19 protein-coding genes are annotated in these 21,811 nt (G+C 60.4%); 14 read left to right on the forward strand and 5 right to left on the reverse strand.

What is annotated here, in order from left to right; genetic code table 11:
• Window positions 1-32: 32 nt before the first annotated feature.
• Window positions 33-3,560: a choice-of-anchor I family protein gene (locus tag CLV84_RS05610; RefSeq protein WP_104418748.1), complete on the reverse strand. Its 3,528-nt coding sequence runs from the start codon at window positions 3,558-3,560 to the stop codon at window positions 33-35.
• Window positions 3,561-3,872: 312 nt separating this feature from the next.
• Between CLV84_RS05610 and CLV84_RS05615 the strand changes: the two genes are divergently transcribed.
• Window positions 3,873-4,724 carry a UDP-2,3-diacylglucosamine diphosphatase gene (locus CLV84_RS05615; RefSeq protein ID WP_104418749.1) on the forward strand — a complete coding sequence of 284 codons (852 nt, stop codon included), beginning with the start codon at window positions 3,873-3,875 and terminating at the stop codon, window positions 4,722-4,724.
• 9 nt (window positions 4,725-4,733) lie between these two features.
• The gene (locus CLV84_RS05620; RefSeq protein ID WP_104418750.1) at window positions 4,734-5,762 is read left to right on the forward strand and encodes a glycosyltransferase family protein; all 1,029 of its coding nucleotides are present in this window, start codon (window positions 4,734-4,736) and stop codon (window positions 5,760-5,762) included.
• 85 nt (window positions 5,763-5,847) lie between these two features.
• Here the strand turns inward: CLV84_RS05620 and CLV84_RS05625 are convergent, their stop codons facing one another.
• The gene (locus tag CLV84_RS05625; RefSeq protein ID WP_211295173.1) at window positions 5,848-7,941 is read right to left on the reverse strand and encodes a discoidin domain-containing protein; all 2,094 of its coding nucleotides are present in this window, start codon (window positions 7,939-7,941) and stop codon (window positions 5,848-5,850) included.
• A gap of 367 nt (window positions 7,942-8,308) precedes the next feature.
• Between CLV84_RS05625 and CLV84_RS05630 the strand changes: the two genes are divergently transcribed.
• The 3 genes from CLV84_RS05630 to CLV84_RS05640 all read left to right on the forward strand — a co-directional run bounded on the left by CLV84_RS05630 (window position 8,309) and on the right by CLV84_RS05640 (window position 11,661).
• Window positions 8,309-10,399 carry a hypothetical protein gene (locus CLV84_RS05630; protein ID WP_211295174.1) on the forward strand — a complete coding sequence of 697 codons (2,091 nt, stop codon included), beginning with the start codon at window positions 8,309-8,311 and terminating at the stop codon, window positions 10,397-10,399.
• Window positions 10,400-10,602: 203 nt separating this feature from the next.
• Window positions 10,603-11,175 carry a histidine phosphatase family protein gene (locus CLV84_RS22285; protein ID WP_104419514.1) on the forward strand — a complete coding sequence of 191 codons (573 nt, stop codon included), beginning with the start codon at window positions 10,603-10,605 and terminating at the stop codon, window positions 11,173-11,175.
• Window positions 11,176-11,346: 171 nt separating this feature from the next.
• Window positions 11,347-11,661: a hypothetical protein gene (locus CLV84_RS05640; RefSeq protein ID WP_104418751.1), complete on the forward strand. Its 315-nt coding sequence runs from the start codon at window positions 11,347-11,349 to the stop codon at window positions 11,659-11,661.
• A gap of 270 nt (window positions 11,662-11,931) precedes the next feature.
• Here CLV84_RS05640 and CLV84_RS21745 read toward each other — a convergent pair whose 3' ends face one another.
• Window positions 11,932-12,069: a hypothetical protein gene (locus CLV84_RS21745; RefSeq protein ID WP_170067585.1), complete on the reverse strand. Its 138-nt coding sequence runs from the start codon at window positions 12,067-12,069 to the stop codon at window positions 11,932-11,934.
• A gap of 370 nt (window positions 12,070-12,439) precedes the next feature.
• Between CLV84_RS21745 and CLV84_RS05645 the strand changes: the two genes are divergently transcribed.
• Complete coding sequence (locus tag CLV84_RS05645; RefSeq protein ID WP_104418752.1) at window positions 12,440-12,874, forward strand: DUF1398 domain-containing protein; 435 nt, start codon at window positions 12,440-12,442, stop codon at window positions 12,872-12,874.
• A gap of 235 nt (window positions 12,875-13,109) precedes the next feature.
• Here the strand turns inward: CLV84_RS05645 and CLV84_RS05650 are convergent, their stop codons facing one another.
• Window positions 13,110-14,063, reverse strand: a complete 954-nt coding sequence (locus tag CLV84_RS05650; protein WP_211295176.1) for a SemiSWEET transporter — start codon at window positions 14,061-14,063, stop codon at window positions 13,110-13,112.
• A 117-nt stretch (window positions 14,064-14,180) separates the two neighbouring features.
• On the opposite strand from CLV84_RS05650, the gene CLV84_RS05655 reads away from it, so the two are divergent.
• Window positions 14,181-14,930, forward strand: a complete 750-nt coding sequence (locus CLV84_RS05655; protein ID WP_104418753.1) for a DeoR/GlpR family DNA-binding transcription regulator — start codon at window positions 14,181-14,183, stop codon at window positions 14,928-14,930.
• A gap of 490 nt (window positions 14,931-15,420) precedes the next feature.
• Here the strand turns inward: CLV84_RS05655 and CLV84_RS05660 are convergent, their stop codons facing one another.
• Window positions 15,421-15,885, reverse strand: coding sequence for a hypothetical protein (locus CLV84_RS05660; protein WP_104418754.1), 465 nt, complete (start codon window positions 15,883-15,885; stop codon window positions 15,421-15,423).
• A gap of 333 nt (window positions 15,886-16,218) precedes the next feature.
• Between CLV84_RS05660 and CLV84_RS05665 the strand changes: the two genes are divergently transcribed.
• From CLV84_RS05665 to CLV84_RS05695, 7 genes are all read left to right on the forward strand, one after another.
• Window positions 16,219-16,944: an inorganic pyrophosphatase gene (locus CLV84_RS05665; RefSeq protein WP_104418755.1), complete on the forward strand. Its 726-nt coding sequence runs from the start codon at window positions 16,219-16,221 to the stop codon at window positions 16,942-16,944.
• A gap of 61 nt (window positions 16,945-17,005) precedes the next feature.
• The gene (locus CLV84_RS05670; RefSeq protein ID WP_104418756.1) at window positions 17,006-17,449 is read left to right on the forward strand and encodes a hypothetical protein; all 444 of its coding nucleotides are present in this window, start codon (window positions 17,006-17,008) and stop codon (window positions 17,447-17,449) included.
• Between the two features lie 69 nt (window positions 17,450-17,518).
• Window positions 17,519-18,850: a serine hydrolase gene (locus CLV84_RS05675; RefSeq protein ID WP_146088727.1), complete on the forward strand. Its 1,332-nt coding sequence runs from the start codon at window positions 17,519-17,521 to the stop codon at window positions 18,848-18,850.
• Window positions 18,851-18,952: 102 nt separating this feature from the next.
• Window positions 18,953-19,405, forward strand: a complete 453-nt coding sequence (locus CLV84_RS05680) for a hypothetical protein (protein WP_104418758.1) — start codon at window positions 18,953-18,955, stop codon at window positions 19,403-19,405.
• 63 nt (window positions 19,406-19,468) lie between these two features.
• Entirely contained in the window at window positions 19,469-20,095 is a 627-nt protein-coding gene (locus CLV84_RS05685; protein ID WP_104418759.1) for a hypothetical protein, read from the forward strand.
• A 300-nt stretch (window positions 20,096-20,395) separates the two neighbouring features.
• Window positions 20,396-20,737 carry a hypothetical protein gene (locus CLV84_RS05690; RefSeq protein WP_104418760.1) on the forward strand — a complete coding sequence of 114 codons (342 nt, stop codon included), beginning with the start codon at window positions 20,396-20,398 and terminating at the stop codon, window positions 20,735-20,737.
• A gap of 48 nt (window positions 20,738-20,785) precedes the next feature.
• Window positions 20,786-21,733 (forward strand): SMP-30/gluconolactonase/LRE family protein, encoded by a 948-nt coding sequence (locus tag CLV84_RS05695; protein ID WP_104418761.1) that lies wholly within the window; start codon window positions 20,786-20,788, stop codon window positions 21,731-21,733.
• Window positions 21,734-21,811 lie beyond the last annotated feature (78 nt).

Here is a 21,811-nt window from a genome sequence, read left to right on the forward strand (position 1 = left end):
GCATGATAGCTTCCCGGCACCCCAAACTTACATTACTGCCGAATCACCTGCTGACTAGCGACCCGGTCGCTCATCCGGACCCGTAGCCAATACACTCCGGCGGGAAGGTCGCTCGCGGGTACGGCGAACTGCTGGGACCCGGCGGCGAGCTTGCCGTCAGTGATCTCGGCGATCAGGCGTCCGTTGTTGTCGTAGAGGTGGAGGCCTACGTCGGTGGCAGCGGGCAATTCGAAGCCAACCGTTAGGTCGCTGCGGAAAGGGTTAGGGGAAACCGTCCAGCCGTAGGCGCCGAGATCGAGCGGGGGCAGGGCACTGGTCGACGCGATGGTGATGCGGCCCGTACCGCCCTCGGGGTAATCCGCGGCGGTGACGATTCCGTTCGCACCGGTTTCCGCCAGTAGGTATTCGTACAGGACGCGCTGGTAGCTGGGGCCGATGTTGGTGAACGCGAGGGCGGCAAACTCCCCGAAGGCATCGCCACCACCGGCGGTGAAATTGTTGGTTACGACGTAGACGTCGGGTGCCCCGGCTACGACTTCCCCGTTGGCTACGATGGGCGTGCCGTCGTCGAGGGTGACGGTAGTGATGCGATCCACATTAGGCGTACCCGTGGTGTCGTACACGATCTCGAAACCGGCGATCTGCAGGAAGCGGCCGTCACGGCCGGGCACCTGGCTCACGCTGTTTTCCAGCGCGGCTTTCAGGGAATCCGGACTGATGGGCTCGATCACCGAAACGAAGTTAGCAAAGGGCAGGATGTCGAAGGTTTTCAGTTCGCTGATCTCGCTGTTGGCGGGAATGACTTCGTCGTTGCGGATACCACCGCCGTTCTGGACGGCAATTACGGGTATGGTCTCGTCAAAGTCGTAATCGTCGAATACCGTATCGAAGTACCAGAGGTAAGCATCGGTGATCAGGTTTCCCTGGTTCGTTTCCATGGTGCGCACGTCGGCCCGCAAACCGTTCAGGTCTACCTCCGTGATTGCCACGATATTGCTGGCCAGGGATGCGTTGTACCGGACTACCGAGTCTTCCAGCATGGCCACCGCTGCGTCGACCGGCGCCGATCCCGTGACGGGAATAACGTCCGACCGCTCGGCGATGGCCATAACGTTGCCGTCGCCGTCGAATTCCACGATCAGGTTACCTACGTAGCGGTACTCGCCTGGTGTGGTGACGACGTACACCGTATTGCCGTCGGCATCGAGGGTATCAATGGGGTAGGTGTCGTCGACCTCGAGTCCGCCGAGGGCATTGGCCGGATCGTTGGTCAGGAGCTCGTCGCCACCGCCGGCGATGATGATGTCTACTCCGGTGAGGCTACCGGCCAGCATCAATTCTTCGTCGATGCTTTGCAGGTGGCTGATGAGGACGATCTTATTCACGCCCCCATTTTGCAGGGCATCGATCTCGGCCTGGGCGATGCCGACCAGGTTCGGGTCTACCGTTACGCCCCGCGGGCTGCTGACGGTGGGAAGGGCTGGCGTGGTTAGTCCGACGATACCGATCCGTTCTCCGGCCACCTCGACGGTTGTGCGACTGGCGATCCGCCCGCTGGTGACCAGTGCTTCCAGGCCGGGCTCGGCGCTAAAGTCCAGGTTGGCGCTCAGAAAGACCGGGCCGCTGGTGGCGGTTTCCTCGATGACGCGCTGCAGGATATCGGGGCCGAAATCAAAATCGTGGTTGCCGATCACCAGGGCGTCGTAGTCGATGGCGTTCAACACCTCGCTATCGTATAGCGGGGAGCCGGCGGGCCGGGCCAGGCTCGCGTTGAAGGCCGGGCCGGGGAGGAAATTGTCGCCACTGCTCAGGGTCAGGGTTGGAAGGTCGAGATTGCGGAGGCTATCGACGATGGCCGTAAAGCGGGCCGCGCCGCCGAAGGCCAATCCGTTTTCGAGGGTGTCGGCGACGAGCTGGGATTCTCCGTCGTTGTTGTGGAGGAGTTGGAGGGTGAAGGTGGGCGCTTCCAGGGAAAAGAGCGTCACCGTGCCGCTGATCTCATTGGCGGTGACTACCAGGTCGCGATCGTTGGGGCTGCTGGCCGCGGGGATGAATAGGATGTCTTCGACACCGAGATCGCCCACCGCGGGATTGACGCTGTCGTCCTCGAGCTGGGCGTCGACCGTGAAATCGCGGTTATTGGTGTAGCTGACGAAGAAGGGGGCCTCAGGAATGGTGATGTCGTAGATCATCACCCCGCCGATGCGCTCCAGGCCGATGAGGGCGTACATGCGATCGCCGCGTACCACCAGTTCGACGGCTTCGGGTTCGGGGCCCTTATCGTCGGAGCGGGAATCGAAGCTATCATTCTCGTCGTTGTTGCTGTTGAATGCGTCTGGGAGTAGTTCGGCCAGGATGCGCTCGAATTCGCTGCCGCTGTCGTAGATCAGGGTGCCGTCGGCGTGAAAGATGGAAAAGGACCGCGCGCCGTAGCTGTATATCTGGTCGACGTCACCATCGCAGTCCACGTCGCCATTAGCCGTAGTGGTGGTCAGCCGGCCAAGTACGCCATCGTCCTGCAGGCTTTCCGCGTCGGGGTAGGCATCGGGGTCGAGCTGCAGGTCGGCTACGCGGGTCTCCTCGCTGTATCCGTCGTAATCCCGGGCGTCGCCCTCGTTGGCCGTTACCAGGTAGGTTTGATTATGCATGCTGAAACTGGCGATGGCGTCCGGCATGTACATTCCCAGTACGGGATAGGGGAGGATAGCAATCATATCGTCCCGGTTGCTGGCATCGAAGGCGTTGGCTTCGCAGCTGTAGTCTTTGTAGCCGAAGGGCACGATGTCGGTGAAGCGCAGGCTGTTCAGGTCCAGTACGGCGAAAGCGTTATTCTCCTGTAGGCCGACATAGGCCCGGTCGCCCTGCACGGTGATGTACTCGGGCTCGAGGTCTTGGGCTACCGAGGCACCGGGGCCGAAAAGGCGCACGCCCCGGGCCATGAGGCTGGCCCGCTGGGTATTGAAATCGGTGAAACGGATGGTGGTCGCGGTGGCGGATTCCAGTCCTTCGGTAATATCGACGACGGTGACCGAGCCCTCCGGGTCGACGGTATAGGCGTCGTTGGGCTCGCCCTCGTTGGCGGTGAGGATGAGGTTGCCGTCGGGGCTGAAGGTGATCATGTCGGGTAAAGCGCCGGCGTCGAAAGTGGCTACGACCACCCCGTCGCCGTTCATCACGACGATCTTCCCGGGGCTGTCGACTTCCGGGCCCTGGAAGGCCGCGGCGATCAGTCCGTTGGCGATCGCGACGCTATTGACTCCGTCCACACCGGGGACTTCCGGGGTGACTTCGGCCACCAGGGTCGGGTTCGACGGGTCGCTGATGTCGAGAATGGTGATGGCGTTGGCGTCGGCGTTGATGAATACCAGTCGCTGGGACACCGTGTCGTAGGCTACGATTTCGGCGGCCCCTTCGTCGAAAACGCCGGTCCGGTAGGTGGAGAGCGGGGTGAGGAGGAGGTCGTGGGTGCCGGCGGGCGTAGGCAGGACGGGCGGACAATCGCCCTGGGCACGCAGCCCGACTACCCCGAGGATGAGAAGTAGCAAGTAAAGGTTTCGCATAGTGTGGGTGTATTAATCCCGCAACTAAGCGAAGCCTGCGTTCGTCGCTGGCAATCAGTGCTTTAAGTTTTGTTGAACTTTGTGTTAACTGACCGGGTGGGACGATGCGACAGGGAATTTTTTACCTGGCTGATTAGCCTGGCACCTGCGCTCCGCCGCAAAAATAAAGTGGACGAAATCCGTACTCCACGTAACAACATTTCATATGTTGTAACAAATATTTAACCTCTTTCGTACGTGGAGCTAACCCGGGGAATGGAAATTTATGGTCGCTGATACAAATGGGCTTGTGTCCGAAATAACGCATTGACTATGAAGCAAAAGCGCCCCGTCGAAGTGGTGGTGATCTCGGATGTGCACCTGGGGACTTACGGCAGTCGCGCCGGAGAGTTGCTGGCCTACCTCCACTCCATCGATCCGCGCACGATCGTGCTCAACGGCGACATCATCGACATCTGGCAATTCAACAAGCGGTACTTCCCGCCCGACCACCTAAAAGTGATCAAGCACCTGCTTTCGCTGGTGGTGAAGGGGAAGGAGGTGATCTACGTAGCCGGAAACCACGACGAGTTAATGCGCCGATTCCGGGGCTTCGACCTGGCCGGTTTCAAGATCGTGAATAAGGTGGTACTGGAGCTGGACGGCAAGCGGGCCTGGGTGTTTCACGGGGACGTATTCGACGTAACGATGAAGCATTCCCGCTGGCTGGCCAGGCTCGGTGGTATCGGCTACGACTTCCTGATCCGCCTGAATACCGTGGTAAACGCCTGCAGCCACCGGCTCGGGCGGGGCAGGATATCGCTGTCGAAGCGCATCAAGAGCGGCGTCAAGCGCGCCATCCGCCACATCGATGATTTCGAAACGACGGCGGCCCGGATCGCTATGTCCAACGGTTACGAATACGTGGTTTGCGGCCACATCCACCAGCCCCAACACCGGGTGATCACCGACGAGCGTGGCCGGTCGGTGACCTACCTCAACAGCGGCGACTGGATTGAGAACCTCACCGCCCTCGAGTACGACCGAGGCCGCTGGTCACTCTACGAGCACGGTGGTGCCCCCGTGGCGGCGATCGGCACGGACCCGCTCGATACCGCGGACCTCTCCCACGCCATGATCTTTCAAGCGATGGTGGAAGAATTTCAACTGGAAACAAGCAGCTAAATCGGGCATATGCGCATCCTTTACGCCATTCAGGGAACGGGCAACGGACACCTCTCGCGGGCCATCGAATTCGTCCCCGCCCTCCGCCGCCGGCCGGGGCTGGAAGTGGACGTGCTGCTCAGCGGCTCCCAGACCGAGCTGGAGGCGCCCTTCCGCATCGATTACCGGCTGGGTGGACTGGGCTTCGTCTTCGGCCACCGGGGCGGTATCGATCTGCGCGAGACGCTGCGGGCCTTGTCCGTCATCGACTTTTTACGGGAGGTGCGCACCCTGCCGGTGCACCGTTACGACCTGGTGATCAATGATTTCGAGCCGGTGAGTGCCTGGGCGGCCCGACGGGCGGGCGTTCCCTCCTTCGCGCTTTCGCACCAGTACGCAGTGGCCCGACCGGGAGCCCCCCGGCCCCGGGGGCTGAGTCCGCTGGCACTGGCCTTTCTGCGCTGGTATGCTCCCTGCGCGGCGGGTGCCGGTTTTCACTTCCGGGCGTACGAGCCGGGGATGCGCCCACCGGTGATCCGGGAGGAGGTACGGCGGGCGCGGGTAGCCGACTACGGCCACCACACGGTGTATTTGCCGGCCATTGCCGAGGACCAGCTCGTCCGGGTGTTCTCCCGCTTTCCCCTGTACCGCTTCGAGGTCTTCAGCAAACGCCGGCGGGTGCGCACCCGCATCGACAACGTGGATCTGTACCCGGTAGGCCGCGACACCTTCCTGGAAAGCATGGCGACCTCCCGCGGGGTGATCTGTGGAGGGGGCTTCGAGACTCCGGCCGAGGCACTATTCCTGGGTAAGCGGCTCCTGGTAGTGCCGATGCGCAACCAATTCGAGCAACGCTGCAACGCGGTGGCCCTCCGGGAGCTCGGGGTGATGGTACTCGACGGACTGGGCAAAAAGGATTGGCCGCGGGTGGGGGAGTGGCTCCGCAGTGAGGCTCCGGCGCCCCACCCGTTCGCAAACGATACGGAAGAAATTATCGATAGCATTCTATCGGCTTACGGGCCGGTGGACTTCGGTAGTCGGGCCCTATCTCCGGCGTAGCCAAGCTTCGGGGATACCGTCTTCAGCTACGCTTCACGCCACCCGGGGCGGACAAATACGCCGTTCAACTAGGTAGTGCGCTGCCTTACCGCATGGCGCTTTCACTGATCACGTCAAGCTCGGCGTAGCCGGCGGCATTGTCTTCCTTGGTATTGGCGAGCGCCTCGAGCTTAACGAAGCGGGCGGTTACCGGATCGAAGGTTTTGTCTTGCCACAGCGGGTTGTTGTTGATATTGGAAAATTCCCCTTCACTGACCAAGCGCCAGGTTTCACCGTCGGAGGACACGTAGAAATTGTATTCCGTGATGATGCCACTCGACCACAGCCGCTGATCGGGCAGGTAGCGGAAGCCGGAAAGCCTCTCCTGCTTGCCCAGGTCAATGATCAGGCTCGCGGGCAGGGCATTGCCCGCCGGCTGGTGCCAGTAGGTGTCGGGATCTCCGTCGATAACGTTGGCCACCTGTTCGTCCGGGATGTCTACGATCCGCCAGTCGGTCCGGGCAATCCCGAAGCGCTCCGTGGTAACGGGACTAAGTTCGCTACTGATGGGGCTGTAGGCAACCGCGCTTACCTCGATGCCACCAGCATCGGTGGCGATCGGCCCGTCGTAGCGGGGAGAATCCGGGGTGGGTTCGCTGCCGTCGAGGGTGTAGAACAGTTCGGACTCCGGGTCGGCGGGCAGAATCACCACCTCACCCGATTGTTTCCGTAAGACCGTCGGGGGCGTCAGGATTTGCGGAGCCCGGTACACACCAATGTTGGAGATCAGCGGGCACGCCTTGGCATCCGTAATGTTGAGGCGGAGCCGGGTTGCCTCCACCGTTGGAAAGCGCAGGATTCGCTTATAGCCGATGGTCGTTTCGTCGGCGATTTCTTCCCAATTCCCGTCCACGAGCGCTTCCAGCGTGAAACGGCGGACCCGCTGACCCAATGGGATGTACTCCTGCACCAGGAAGCGGTTGAACCGCGTTGGCTGGCCGAAGTCAAGGGTCAGCGAGGCGGCTGTGACCCCGTCGTCCGTGGTCCAGTAGGTAGCGTCGTTGCCGTCGATGGCCTGGGTAGCGCCGTATTTCGGATCGTTGCCTCTTACCTGCTCGGCGGTTGCCGAAGCCCGTTCTACGAGGTTGTCGGCGAAGGCTTCGTTTACCGCCGCGGCAAAGTCCAGAGCGCGCTGCGCGTCCGTTTCGGGAATGAGGCCGTCGGGGGCGATGGCGAAGTTGAGCAACAGGGTGGCATTCCGGCCAATGGACTGGTAATAAATATCCATCAGCTCGGGCAGGGTTTTGACCTTGGTGTTCTCCCGCGGGTGGTAAAACCATTCGGGCCGGATGGACGTGTTTACCTCGCCGGGCACCCAGGCGTCGCCGGCTTCGACCCCGTGCCGCAGTTCCTCCTCGGGTACGGGACCGGTGCTGTTAAGCAGGCTCCAGTTGGTCTCGCCGACGTAGCCGGATTCGGTGCCTACCCAGCGCAGGTCGGCGCGGTCGCCGCCGTCGTTCCAGATCACGATGTCGGGTTGTAGCTCGCGAACCATCGCGTAGGTATTGGACCAGTCGTAATAGGTGGTCCGGTCGATCTTGCGCAGGGTATCCGCGCCGCCGTACCAGCCGGTGCCCCCGTTGGCTCCATCGTACCACACTTCGAAAATATCTCCGTAGTTCGTCAGTAGCTCCCGCAATTGGTTGCGGAAATAGGTGATGTACTCCGGCTTGCCGTAGTCGGGGTGGTTGCGGTCCCAGGGGGAGAGATACACACCGAACTTCAGTCCGTACTCCTCGCAGGCGGCGGCCAGGTCCCCAACGATATCCCCCTTTCCGTCTTTCCAGGGCGCACTTTCGACGGAGTAGTCGGTGTACTCCGAGGGCCACAGGCAGAAGCCGCTGTGGTGCTTCGCGGTGAGGATGATCCCCTTCATGCCCGCTTCCTTACAAACCCGCGCCCACTGCCGGGCGTCGAGTTTGGTGGGATTGAACAGGGCGGGATCTTCGTTGCCGTAGCCCCAGGACATGTCGGTATACGTATTGATGGAAAAGTGAATGAAGGCGTAGTATTCCATTTCCTGCCACCGCAGCTGATTGTCGCTGGGGGTCGGGCCTACGGGCGCGGGCGGGGTGATTTGCGCAGCTATGGTAGCGGCGGAGCAGGTTAAGAGGATAAAAAGTAGGCTGATCGACTGCATGGGTTGCTGGAATAAAAAACCGATAAGTCACGATTAGCCCACTCCGGACTACCGTGACGAATGCGTTGAACGCTTGAATATAGGGAGGTTCTTTTTTTGCCGGCTTCCGATCGGAAGGCCAGGGGAGTTCGTCCGGAAGAAACGAAGCGTGGCTGATTTCCAACCCTACTTTTTGCGGGGCCTCCTGCGCCGCGGTCGACGGAGGAAGGATATGTACCCCTGTGGACTTACGTCATGTCGGGGAGAGAACCGATCGCCGGCTAAACTGCTTTGGATAATTGTCAATCTGACAAAAGGGAGTACTTTACCCCGACAGCCAAGGTTGCAAACCTCCCGCCGCCCTGTCTTGCCCATTTAACGTTCCGTCATGCAACTACTACCCGATCATCTGCGCTTCCTCTTCCTCCTGGCCATGCTGGTCGGCTGCTGTACGCCCGGCCGGGCCCAGAAGGACCAATCGGAGACCATCACCCCCACCACCGAATTTAATAACCCCGGCTACGGTAACCCCTACCTGCCGCTATGGGAGCACCTGCCCGATGGGGAACCGCGGGTCTTCGAAGACCCCGATAAGCCGGGGAAGTACCGCATGTACATCATCGGATCCCACGACGTGCGGGTAGATAGCTACTGCGGACCGGACATTCGCGCCTGGTCGGCTCCCGTGGAGGATCTGTCCGACTGGCGCGACGAAGGTTCCATTTTTACCTACTTCATCGAGGGGCAGTGGGACGTCATGTACGCCCCCGATCTCGTGGAGGTGAAGGAAGCGGACGGCGGTAAAGTCTATTACCTCTACCCCCACAGCCGCGGACGGGGACGGGAATCCATGGTGGCCAAAGGCGACCGCCCCGACGGCCCCTTCACCGTGCTGAATGTCATCCAGGACAGTACGCAAACCGTTCCCGGTAGCACCATGGGCTTCGATCCGGCGGTATACATCGAGTACGGCTCGGATTCCGTGGATGTGGACACCGAGGCCGGCTACCGCGCCTTCGGCTACTGGGGCTTCCAGCGGTCGCAGGCGGGGGAGCTGGACCCCGAGACGATGTACAGCATCCGCCCCGGGAAGGAAGTGATCGACCGCTTTATCCCCTCCAGTCGCCGCTACGGGGAGGTGCGCGACCCGGACGCCGGCTACCCTTACGTCTTTCCCGACCAGGACCTGGGGGCCTTCAACTTCTTCGAAGCCGCTTCGATCCGAAAGATCGGCAATAAGTACGTGTGGGTGTACAGCGGCTATTCCGGTCCGGATTACGGACTCAGCAGTACCAACTCCGCCCTGCGCTACGCCTACGGAGATACGCCGCTCGGCCCGTGGAAGAGCGGGGGCGTGCTGGTGGATTCCCGGGCGGTAGTGCCCAACGAGGACGGCAGCGCCCTCCAGACCACCTACGCCGGCCACAATACCCACGGTAGCATCGAGCAAATCAACGACCAATGGTACGCCTTTTATCACCGCGCCCCGCGTGGATTCGGCAACGCCCGCCAGCCGATGGTGGCTCCGGTAACGGTCGATTGGGACGAAGCCCCGGTGGCCGAGGGTGGTAAGGTGACCATCCGCGCTTACGACCCCTACGCCGAAGACGAAACCTGGACGGCTTCCGACGACCGCGGCAATACCTACACCGGCGCCGAAGTGACCTCCGAAGGTTTCCAGATCTACGGCCTGGACCCCTACCGCTACTACAGCGCGGGCTATGCTTGCTACCTGTCGAACACAAGAAGCCAGTCGGACAACTGGGACATCTGGGACAACAGCATGCCCGTCACCGGCGTGGTGCCCGGCGACGTTATCGGGTTTAAATATTTCGGCTTTGGCGGACTGGAGGAAGCCACCAAGGGGCTGCAGCCGTTCGCCGGCACCGCCCCCGGCAACGAGACCGCCTTCAACGTCTTCCTCAAACCCCTCACCGACCAGGCGTTCGAAGTGGAAGTCTGGCTCGACGGCCCCTACGACAATGCCACCTGGGAGGGCCAACGCATCGGTACGGTCAGCGTTCCGGCCGGATCGCCTTCGGAAACCACCCGCTTCACAGTGGACGTAGCCGAAGCGGTGGACGGACTAGACGGCAAGCACGCCATCTTCCTCGTGGCCGGCGCGGCCGACTCTACGGCGCTCTTCGACCTGGCCGGACTGGGCTTCAGTTCCAGCACGCGAAACATCGAACGCCACGTGCCGCCATCGGTGACCATTTCCGTAAACGGGGAAGTCATCGAGTTGCCGGAAACGCCGGTGCGGTCGACCAATGAGAACGGCATCGTCACCCTGGACCTGTACGAGGCCACCTACGCACCGCGGGCCGGCGGCGCGATTCCCGAAGTCACGGCGACCGTCAGCGACCCGGCGGTCAGCATCGAAGTGGAACAGCCGGACACCGCCAACGGCACCGCCCTGGTGCATTTCAATTATCAAGGGGTGGTGAAGACGTACCGGGTGGTACCGGTGGCGCGGTAGCGATATGGGGTATTCGGTCATCCAGTCGATGGCATGGGGTTCCAGCCGTGGGCCCGGCGGCCGCGGCCAACGGACGTACTACTGCCGGAACCGTCCAAGCTGCAGCCGTATCTTGATGCTGGCACGCATTGGCTAGCCGGGTCGCGACCCCTTACCGAAAAAATCCTGGCAACCAACGTGCGATAAAATAGTGATCCGCAATGATGACGCGCATTGGATTTGTCCGACACGGCATAACCGACTGGAATCTTGAAAATCGCATTCAGGGTCAGACGGATATCCCCTTAAACGATACGGGTAGAAAGCAGGCGCATGCCTTAGCCAATCGACTTAAGGGAGAAGAATGGGATGTCCTATACGCCAGTGACCTTATCCGGGCTCGGGAAACCGCCGAGATTGTGGCTGCAGCAATGGGAGTAAGCGTTCGGACGGATCCCCGATTACGCGAAATGAACTGCGGAGCTGTTGAAGGAACCACCCAGGAAGAACGAATAGCACGTTGGGGGGAAAATTGGAAGTCTTTACCGTTGAACATCGAAAGCAAAGAGTCGATCGTAGATCGGGGACTGTCCTTCACTTCCTACCTGCTCGCGAATTATCAGGATTCCAGCGTATTGGTCTTCAGTCACGGAGCACTGCTTCGGCTAACCCTGAAGCAACTAATTCCCCAGGTAGATACCCGCGAACGCTTACGTAATTCGGCAATCACTACGCTCGTCCATTTTGCAGGAAGCTGGGATTGCGAATTGTACAATTGTACGAAACACATAAGTTGAGGGTCTGCTGGCTGTCGTGCGGTAAGCGGACATAGTCGCCTGCTTTCGCAGTAGACGAAAGCTATGTTCGATTGGGTAAACGACCCCTCGTGTGGGGCCGGTTTGTTGCCGGGATAAAACCAAGTGGCCGTCTCAGTGGTAATTAAGGTTGACCCATCAACCACTATCAACATGCTAGGTAAGGAAGTAATCTGTGTAGACGCCAAACGTATTCCCGCCGAGATTCCCAATCATCCCGCCGAGGGAAAGGTCTATACGGTCCGCAAGACCTTTAAAAATGAAAACGGCAGGTGGGGAATCTACCTGACGGAGATCGTCAATCCGGCTATCATGTGTACCGCCGCGTGGGGCCGGTATAAATTCGAACCCAATTTCGCGGAATGGCGGTTTACGGATCTGCTCGGGCAGCCGCTGGATGTAGAAGCGGCGCTGCGCGAGGAACTGGAAACGGTAGAAGTGGAGGTCGACAAAAAGCAGGGAGCCTAATTCCTGTAGCCAGATAGACAAGCATCCGCGGAAGCCGGTTTCTACGAAATTCAGGTGGTTACCGGCGTCCCCCCGGGGAATCCGGGTTCGACGGTAAAAGCTTCCGCGTTCATGGCGGCTATTTCGCGGATTGGAAGGAGGGCAGGGCGTCGCGGTACGCCTAAGCTCCCTACTTACCTGGCTGGACCGGGGTCTTTATGGGTATTGCCCAGCGTGTGCTTTCTCCGCCACGACGAACGGGAGGGGTGTCCTGCTTCCGCTCTGCTGTGGCTACTCCCCGGTAGGCTGCCGATCAGCCACGATCTCCTCCAGGGCCGGAAGGTCGAAAGTGAGATGGCAACCGCGTGCTTCTTCGTCCGGAACCTGTCGCCGCGCTACCGCGTTCACCGGCGGTTCGTTGCTTACCATCCGCAGCAATGGTTGCGGTAACGGGGGGATCATTCGGGCGGCGGAGCGCGGGAGCCAAGCGTATCCGGTGAATGGATGCCTGCGCAGGGCCAATATCACGGTTCGTCCTGGCCCCTGCCGTTACCGTCCGCTTATTACCGTTTGGCAGGCTTGTGTGGAATTGGCAGGGAAGCGTAGGTCCTTATTTCCAACGGCTCAACGCCAACCTAATGTCGCGATCCTTTTCGCCGGACCAGCGAAAGCTGCGGCGGGAAAGCGGTACCTTTCAACTATCGGCATCCCCTTTTTCCTCCCCTCCCTCGCCGAGCAAAAAGAAAGGGGGTTTACACAATCGCGCTGGTCTTTGCTGGCAACAATCCGTGCTCCAATCATGCCCACCCTTCCATCTCAACCCGTCCCGTTTACCCTCGAACAACTCCAGGCGGCCCACGGCCGGGTAAAAAGCGGCGCCGACTTCCCGCGATACGTCCAGGACATGGAGCGGTTAGGGGTCGTGGCCTACGATTACTACGTCTCCGATGGCCACCACAGCTACCGGGGGAGGGAACAGGTCCTTACCACCGTGCCCGTCGGGGAGCCCTTGCCGGTCGCCCCCTCGGGCAACCGAGAGGCACTGCAGCAAGCCCTGACGGTTCACCAGCAAGGCCGGACGGATTACCCCACTTTTTGCCGGCAGGCCGCCGCGGCGGGAGTGGATAAGTGGACGGTGCGGACGCTTGAATTAACCTGTTCCTACTACGATGTGCAGGGGCAGGAAATGTTGGTGGAGGAAATCCCGCTACCAGGTAACCCGGGGCAATTTTAGCCGCAGCGAACCGATTTAATCCGGCCTGCTACGCTGATACTCCTTCATTCGCCTTATTACGCAGGCGTTCGTGGCGAATGCAACCCTTCAACCTTGCCCGAGCTAATGGCAGCCAGGGCGATCAACCTAATTATACACCGGTACTTTCCCAAACTATCGGGCATCCGGCAGCCTCGCATTAGGACAGCTGCCATTACGCGTGGTCGGCCATCAGCCTCGGAACCGATTCCACCGATCAGGCAGGAAGCCCCACCGCCACCCCGGACGCCAAACGCGGTTCCAGCCAGGCGAAAAGCGCATCCACGGAATGTACCACGGCATCGGGTTGCAGGGCGGAGAGTGCGGCGCCATCGGCCGTGGCCGACCAGGCGGCGGCAACCACCGGTATGCCCAGCTTCCGTGCGGCCGTCACGTCGCCGGGAGCATCGCCGACGTACACCGCTTCCGCGGGCTGGAGGTTCCACTCGGATAGGATGTGCCGGAGCGCTTCCGCTTTCCGGGGACCACGGGGAGATCCGGTTTCCATCACTTCGAAGAATGCTTCCAATCCGAATTGCCGCAGGGATAGCCGGGTACTTTCCACTCCTTTTCCGGTCACCAGCCCCAAGCGTACACCCCGGTAACGGAGGTAATGCAGTAGGGTGACCATCCCGTCGAACGGCACCGGGTACCGGTCGTGGAGTCGCTCGTAGTGCGCCAGATAGTCCGCCAGACCTTGCTCGTAGCGGTCGGGAGCCAATGCCTGGATCGTCCCCTCCTCGGAGGGACCGAAGGTCGCCATGATCTCCCGATCGGTGAGGGATCGCCCCGCGGACGGCTCCACGGCGAGGCGGAAGGCTTCGATACACAGCGGCAGGGTGTTGGCCAGCGTGCCATCCAGGTCGAATAGCACGGCCGTAAGGGCGGGGGAGGGGGTATTCGCTTGCGCGGGCCGGTCACCGTAGTTGGTCAGCTTCAGGGTCAGTAGCGACAACGCCAGGATCAGCGTCAGTCCATTCGCCACCACCACCGGTACGTCGCCGATCCACAGCCCGTACAGCAACCACAGGAAGACGCCGCTACAGAACAGGACCAGCATCGGCAGTGACAAATCCCGGGTAGATTTCGATCGCCAACTGTGCAACACCTGCGGTACGTACGCCGAGGTGGTAAGGGTAGCGGCAGCTAAGCCGAGCAGGAATGGCGACATGGAAGCGGGGCTACGGGGCTAATAATTTGCAAAATTATGCATAATATTGCAAATTATTGCAAATAACCCTCGGCTTGGCGCTATTTTTATCGCCACGCTCGACCATCACCCCCGCAAATGCTTAAGGAAGCACGGTTCCGCTACATCCTGGAGGTTTTGCATCGGGAAGGGCAAGTACGATTAAAGGCGTTGAGCGAGGAACTTCGGGTCTCGACGGATACGGTACGGCGCGACCTGACGACTTTGGCAGAAAGGGGGTCGCTTACCCCGGTGCGGGGCGGTGCGTTGCCGGTGTCAGGCGTACCCTCGGCCTACCGCGCCCGGGAGCAGCAGGCTACGGCAGCCAAGGAGCAAATTGCCCGCAAAGCCCTTACCCTGATCGAAGACGGACAGCTCATCATGCTCGACGGCGGCACCACGGCCGCTTGCCTCGCGCGGCTGCTTTACGATCGGCGGGGACTTACCGTGGTCACCAACAGCTTTCCGATCGTCACGACCCTGATGGATCACCCCGACGTTGACGTACGCTTCGCCGGCGGTAAGCTGCACCGGAATTACCGCATCGCGGTGGGGCCGGAAACCATCGATTTTTTGCGGCAGTTTCGCGCCACTTGGTCCTTTCTGGGCACCTTTGGGTTGCACCCGGGGGCGGGTTTGACCGTAGCCGACGATCGGGAGGCGGCCGTCAAGCGCGCCATGATCCAATCCGCCGATCGGGTAGCGGCCATGGTGACGAACGACAAACTGGGAAAGGCGGAACCCAACGTCGTCTGCGGTTTAGCGGATCTGGATACGCTCATCACATCGGATGATATCCTGGCGGACGACTTGCGTTCGTACCGTCAACCCCGGCTGCGCATGCTATAGGGCGCCGGAGCGCGGGAGAAAAGCCCGACGCGCCGGTTACCACGCCGGAGTCGATGGCGCCAATGCCATCTTCCAACCGAGGTTTCTTCCCCACCGACCGCAGTGCCCCGGGGTAACGAGCCGTGGCTGCCTGAAATAGCAAGGGCCCCACCCGTTGATTGGTTGGAGCCCCGCTAGTAGTTACACTTGAGTTATGTAGCCAAAAATGTGTTGTTCAAAAGTATCTAGTGTCTGAATCTAAAAACGGGCGATGCTCCCTCAACTTGTGACTTAACGTTGTTTTTACACTAAGTTTTTTTGACATCTCCTTTTTCGCGTGTTGCTAGCCGGGTAGCGGCTGTTGGAAGGGAACGAGAAGTAAGATAGGGTTAGGTGTTGGAACTTGTACCGGTGAGGCCTGAATTATTTTCGTCCGCGTACGATGATAGAATTGCTCCGTACGTGTCGGTGCCTGCTTCGTCATCGGCGGAGGGCGTGGCTTGCCGCTGCCCTATCCACCCCAGCCTTCGGGCAGCCCCCAGTCCTTCGATTTCGGCTTGGGAATTCTGCGGCGTGCCGGGTCGTCGTCTCCGGACAGCGGGGTGGGAAGAAATGCAATCAGGTCGTCCGTTAGCACGTCGAGCAGTACGAGCCGCCGTTCGGTCACCTTTACGATATCGTATACCAGGTAGAAATCCTGGCCGTCTCGGTAGCGGGGGTGGATCCTGGACTTGCCGAGAAAGTAATCGACGGAAAGGGTAAGCTGGCGGCCGGCAGCGTCCAACCGGTAGCGGCCCATGAGGTAGCGCCCCGCTTCGGTACCGGGGCCGTAGTCGAGTTGGAAGGTGGCGTCCGGAGTAAGCAGCAGCCGACGCTCCCCCCCTTCCTCCTGCCAGTGATACGCCTGCAGCAGCGTATCCGGCTGGGCCCGGAGGCCGAACAGGGGCAAAAGAAGCAAAAGGAGGGAGGCGTACATAGGGCAATGGGTCGGAAGGAAGACAGGTCCGAATCCCGTTAAGTTAGCCGGGCAACTGATCTTAACGGAATCTTTAGGGAAACGGCGGTCGGTCCGTCGCGTTCGCGGCACCCGCGCCCCGGCGCCAAAAAAGAATCGCGTCATCTAACCGGGGATCCGAGTAAAAACCAAATTTTATTCCGATGAAGCCCGCCTTTTCTTACGATTACGGTTCAAAGTAAGGTAGGCTGTCGTTTCAGCAACAGAAAATTCGACAGTACAAGTACTGTGTAGGCTGCTCGACGTGTTATTAGGCCGTACCTTTGCGACTTATTCCACCCAACGACCAACCCTATGGGCAACGAAGCTTACGACAAACTCTGGAAACTCATCGGCCTGCGGTATAAGAGCCACCCCTGGCACGGTATCGATATCGGTAGCCGCGCCCCCGACGTGGTCAGCGCCTTCATCGAGGTGATCCCCTCCGATACCGTCAAGTACGAGGTGGATAAGAAGTCCGGCTACCTCATCATCGACCGGCCGCAGAAGTTTTCCAACATCGTTCCCGCCATGTACGGCTTCATTCCCCAGACCTACTGTAAGGAACAGGTGGCGCAGTACTGTATGGAGCAGACTTGCCGCACTGATATCAAGGGCGACGACGACCCGCTCGATATCTGCGTACTCACCGAGCGGGAAGTGACCCACGGTAACATCATCGTCAAGGCCAAACCCATCGGCGGTTTCCGGATGCTCGATGGCGGCGAGGCCGATGACAAGATCATCGCCGTACTGGATAACGACGAAGTTTACGGGAGCTGGCAGGACATCAGCGACATCCCCGAACCGATCCTGAACCGCCTGCGCCACTACTTCCTTACCTACAAGCAGCTACCCGGGACGGCCCCCAAGTGCGAGATCACCCACACTTACAACCGCGAGGAGGCCCAGGAGGTGGTGCGCCGCAGCCAGGAGGACTACGCCGTGGCCTACGGCAACCTCGAGGAAGTGATGAGTGCCACCCTGATGGAAGCCCTGAACTTCGGACAGCGGCAGCGGGGAATCCTGGACAGCCTCTAGGTTCGGCTCCAACGTTTGGCGGGGCCACTGCGTCTGGCGGGGTACGATAACCGCTTTTCCTATGCGCCGCTTACCATCCACTTTACCGCTCCTGATCGCGCTAACCGGCTGTAGCCAGCTGGCCGACGACGAGCTCCAGTTCCGCCCTGAGTGCGGACAGCCCATACAGATCGTGGACGCCCTCGTCGAGTTACAAACCGACGATTATACCCTGCTGGAACTGACCGTCGAGGATCGCTGCCTCACGGTACGCATTGCCGCCACCGGCTGCAGCGGTGACCAATTTGGAATGGATTTGCTCACCCGCGGGCAAATAGCGGAGAGCACCCCCACGCAAACGTCGGCCCGCCTGATCTTTGACGATAACGTTACCAGCGGAGACGTTACCTGCCAGGCGGAATTCGAAAGGCAGTTTTCCTTCGACCTCCTGCCATACCTGAACGACGGTGCCCTGCCGACCCGTTTTTCCCTGATCGGCCTGGATACTACGCTCTCGATCGAGTAAGCTTTTACCGGGCACGATGTGTCGCGGGCCGTTCGTTTAGGAGCGGTACACCTACCGCTACTACCGCACTTGCCCCACTCGTTGCGCTTCATTCTCCTGCTCTGCTGGTCGCTGCTCCCGTTGTTGGGTTCGGTGCGAGCCCAAGATCTGTACTTCCCGCCCGTGGTCGGCAATGAATGGGAGCAACTCGATCCGGGGACACTCGACTACGATCCCGAGCGGATCGAGGCGCTGTACGGTTTTTTGGATCGGACCAATACCAAGGCCTTCGTACTGCTGTACAAAGGCCGGATCGTGCTCGATCATTACATGAACGGTTTCGGAGCCGATAGTCTACACTACTGGGCCAGCGCCGGCAAAACCCTCCTTTCCGCCGCCGTGGGCATTGCCGCGGAGGAAGGCCACCTCGAACTGGATGCCGCCAGTAGTACGTATCTCGGTACGGGTTGGACGCAGTGTTCCCCGGGGGCGGAAGCCGACATTACCGTCCTGGATCACCTCCGCATGACGACCGGGCTGGACGACACCGGCGATTTCTTCTGCACCGACGCCGCATGCCTTACCTGCCTGGCCGAACCGGGTACGCGGTGGGCGTACTACAACGCGCCATTTACCAAGCTGCACGATGTACTGGCCGCCGCCACCGGCCAGACGCCGACCCAATTTATTCGACAGCGATTCCGGGCGACAACGGGAATCGCGGGTGGGTACGTATCGCTCGGCCCCTACAACGAAGTATTTCTCAGCACCCCCCGGGTAATGGCCCGCTTCGGCCTGCTGCTGCTCAACCGGGGCGCATGGGCGGGCGAGCAAATTATCCCCGCTGCCTACCACGCCCGGATGACGACCCCGTCCCAGTCGATCAATGCGTCCTATGGCCTGCTGACCTGGCTGAACGGCCAGTCGACCCACATGCTCAACGGTTCGCGGGAAGTGTACACGGGACCGCTACTGCCCGCCGCTCCCGCCGATACCTATTTCGCAGCCGGGAAAAACGGGCAGTTCATCAACGTGGCGCCCAGTCAACAACTGGTGTGGGTACGGGTAGGAGGGAGCCCGACGGAGGCGGAGGATTACGTAGCCACCGTCTACAACGACGAGATATGGGGCTACGTCAATCGGTTGCGTAAGTCGACATCCACGGCCCTTGGACTGCAGCGGCAAGCTCCCCGACTAGCGGTCGCACCCAATCCGGCCGTCCATGAAGTGCGGCTTACGGCCGAGGAGCCCCCCTCGAGCGTGGTCATCTACGATGCTACAGGCCGGCGGGTAAGCTTCCTGGAACCGAAGCTTGCTACGGTATCCGTCAGCGTCCGTGAGCTGCCGGCGGGCCCCTACCGCCTGGTTTGCTTCTGGGCGGACGGACGGCGTGCGGACCGGACGCTCTCCGTCGTGCACTAGCTCCTTTCTTTTCCAGGCGGCGCAGGTAAAAATTTACTTTGGGTGGCCAGTGCGCACTCTCGAAAGGATGGGGTGTTTCTTATCTCAATTAAGCAGTATGCCATGGTCAAAACGCTAAGCATCACCCTCTTTGCCCTCACCCTCTTCCGCAGCGCGGGCTGTAGTGACGACGCGCGGGAAACCGTGCGGACCACCGATTGCGGACCGGTTATACAGGTGCGCGACCCCATGCCGAGGCTCACCTCCGATGCGTACACGGTCGTGGGCGCCTCCGCCGATGGGCTTTGCCTATCCGTCACCATTTCCGCTACCGGTTGTAGCAGCGAGCCCTGGCGGGTGGCCCTGCACACGGACGGCGCGGTGGCCGAAAGCTCGCCCACCCAGACAACCGCATTGCTCGTTTTCGACGACGGGGTGGGGGAGAACGAAATGACCTGCCAGGCCATCATCGAGGAAACCTACCAGTTCGACCTCGGTCCTTACCTGGCAGACGCGCTGCCTACGACCTTTTCCCTGACGGGGACGGAAACCACCGTGGAAATCAAGCCAGAGTAAAGTGTTAAGACGACGGTAGGCGGGCAACGGCAGCGTTAAGTGCACGACACCTACTTGCCCGATATGACCCACCGCTTACTCTTTCTTGCGGCCTTCCTGGCCACCAATTTGCTTACCGCCCAGAACACCAAGGGCCTGTTCGTCAATTTCAACGGCAGCGCCTCCGGGGTGAAGTACGAGGAAACCGGCTTTGCCGACGCCGTGCTCGGTTATGGCTTTGATTTCCGCCTGGGAATGGGCGTAAGTCCCGCCTCCACCTTCTTCTTAGGTACTTCCCGCACCCAGGTCACCGCCAAACCGGAGTCGCTTTTCGAGGAGGAATACGCCATCCGGGAGTACGAACTTGGCACGCGCTTTTATTTCGGTCGCGGCGGAGCGCGGGTGCAGGCATTCACGGAAATAGCCGGCCAATTCGTCAAAACCGAACCCTTCGCGGGCGCCGAAGCGCGGGGAGCCGGCGTTGCCCTGGCACCAGGACTGCTATTCTTCCTCAGCGAGCGGGCGGCGATCGACGTGCGGCTACGCGCCAGTGGCACCTACGTGTACGATGTGCGGGACACCGAGCTGGACCTTCGCATTCCCGAGGATAGCTACACCTACACCACGGCCCGACTGAACGTCGGCCTCACCTTTTACCCCTCCGTTCGGCGGGCCCGGTACCCCTTTGAGCGGGGTGGCGGACACCTGTAAGGTTCAGAGCGAGTCTTTACCCCCCCCTCCGCAACCCGGCCGTAGATCGCCAACGTGGCTCGGACGCCACAACGCCGTTGACCATTCGCGGCGACACCGCCAACCCCCGGGAAAAGTACCTATGACGGAAATTCTCCGTCTCCGCGGCGATTAGTCGATGCCGACAATCGGCTCCCTGGCACGAATGCGCGTTGCGTACGGCTCGGACCCTTATTCATGCCACCAATTTGAATGGGATAATCCACCGAAGTGCGGCCAAACCTCCTCCCTGGCGATCGGTTATTCCGCAAAAGGGCTGACATGAAACTCAATAAAGCAGCGGAGCATATGGCCGCCGACCTGATCGATAAGCGGCAGTACGTCAAGGACAGCGACTGGAGCGAGGCACAGCCCTCGGCGGACGAGGAGAACGACTTTCTTGATCGTCACGGCTGGGACGACTACGCGGACTGGCACCTGGGCATTCACGATGAGGAGAGCGAAGAAACCAAGGGGCGCTTCGGATTCCCCTTCGGAGACTTTCGGCGGGTGCACCACTCGGGGCTCATTGCCATCAAGCAACGCGCCGCCCAGCAGCATTACGACGGTATCGAACAGGCCGCCGATCGACTGCTTCAACGCTTTGAGGACACGAGGCAATAAGATAAACAATGTGATTATCCTTCCCGTTGGTCAGGGTAAAAGAAGATTATGCCAGACGGGAAAGTGTTGCTGTATTTACTTATCGCTACGATCATCTTTAGTGGTTGCCAGCATGAATCGGCGGTTGACGTCTCCGGTCAGGAGGTGGAATTTCGTAAAGCTTTCCCGGAGCTGATCCAATTACCCGACGGCTTTCAGCCGGAGGGTATCGTAGCGGGTACCGGCAACGAATTCTACGTGGGTTCGTTAGCCGACGGATCGATTTACCGAGGCGATTTCCGCAACGGCGCCGGGGAAGTGATCTTTACGCCCGCCGGCGGCGGTGTGGCGGTGGGGCTTGCCTTCGATCCGGCTACGAAATACCTCTACGTTGCCGGCGGCGGAACCGGTGGCGCCTACGTGCTGGACACCCGCTCCGTGGAGGTGGTCGCTACCTACGATTTTGGGGGTAGCTTCGTCAACGACGTCGCCATCACCAAGGAAGCGGCTTACTTCACCGAATCTTTCGCCCCCAATCTGTACGTAGCTGCGCTCGACCGGCGCGGGGAGCCCACCGGCGGTTCGGAATCACTCACCCTCTCCGGAGAATTTGACTTCCAGCCGGGTGGATTCAATGCCAACGGTATCGAAGCCACGCCCGACGGCAAAGAACTCATCATCGTCAACAGCAGCCTGGGGGCCCTGTACCGGGTCGAGCCCGAGACAGCGGTCTCCCGAAGGATCGACCTGGGTGGGGAAACGGTCGTGAATGGCGACGGTATCTTGTTAGTCGGACAGACACTCTACGTCGTCCAAAACTCCTTTAACCAAATCGCCGAAGTCGACCTGAGCGCTGACCTGCGGAGCGGGACGATCACGGGAATTATCACCAACGAGGCCTTCCGCGTACCCACCACCGTTGCCCGGAAAGGAGGCACCCTCTACGCGGTAAACGCCCGGTTCGGGGTCCCGGCCGGGCCCGACGTAGCCTACGAAGTGGTGGCGGTAAAACGGTAGAATCGTAGAAAAGGCCGGACAACCTGCGGCCAGCTTACGTGTTTATGGTTAAAGTATTGCACTAATCGGCAGTTCGCA

The organism is Neolewinella xylanilytica, from assembly GCF_002934605.1.
GTDB classification, from domain to species: Bacteria; Bacteroidota; Bacteroidia; order Chitinophagales; family Saprospiraceae; genus Neolewinella; species Neolewinella xylanilytica.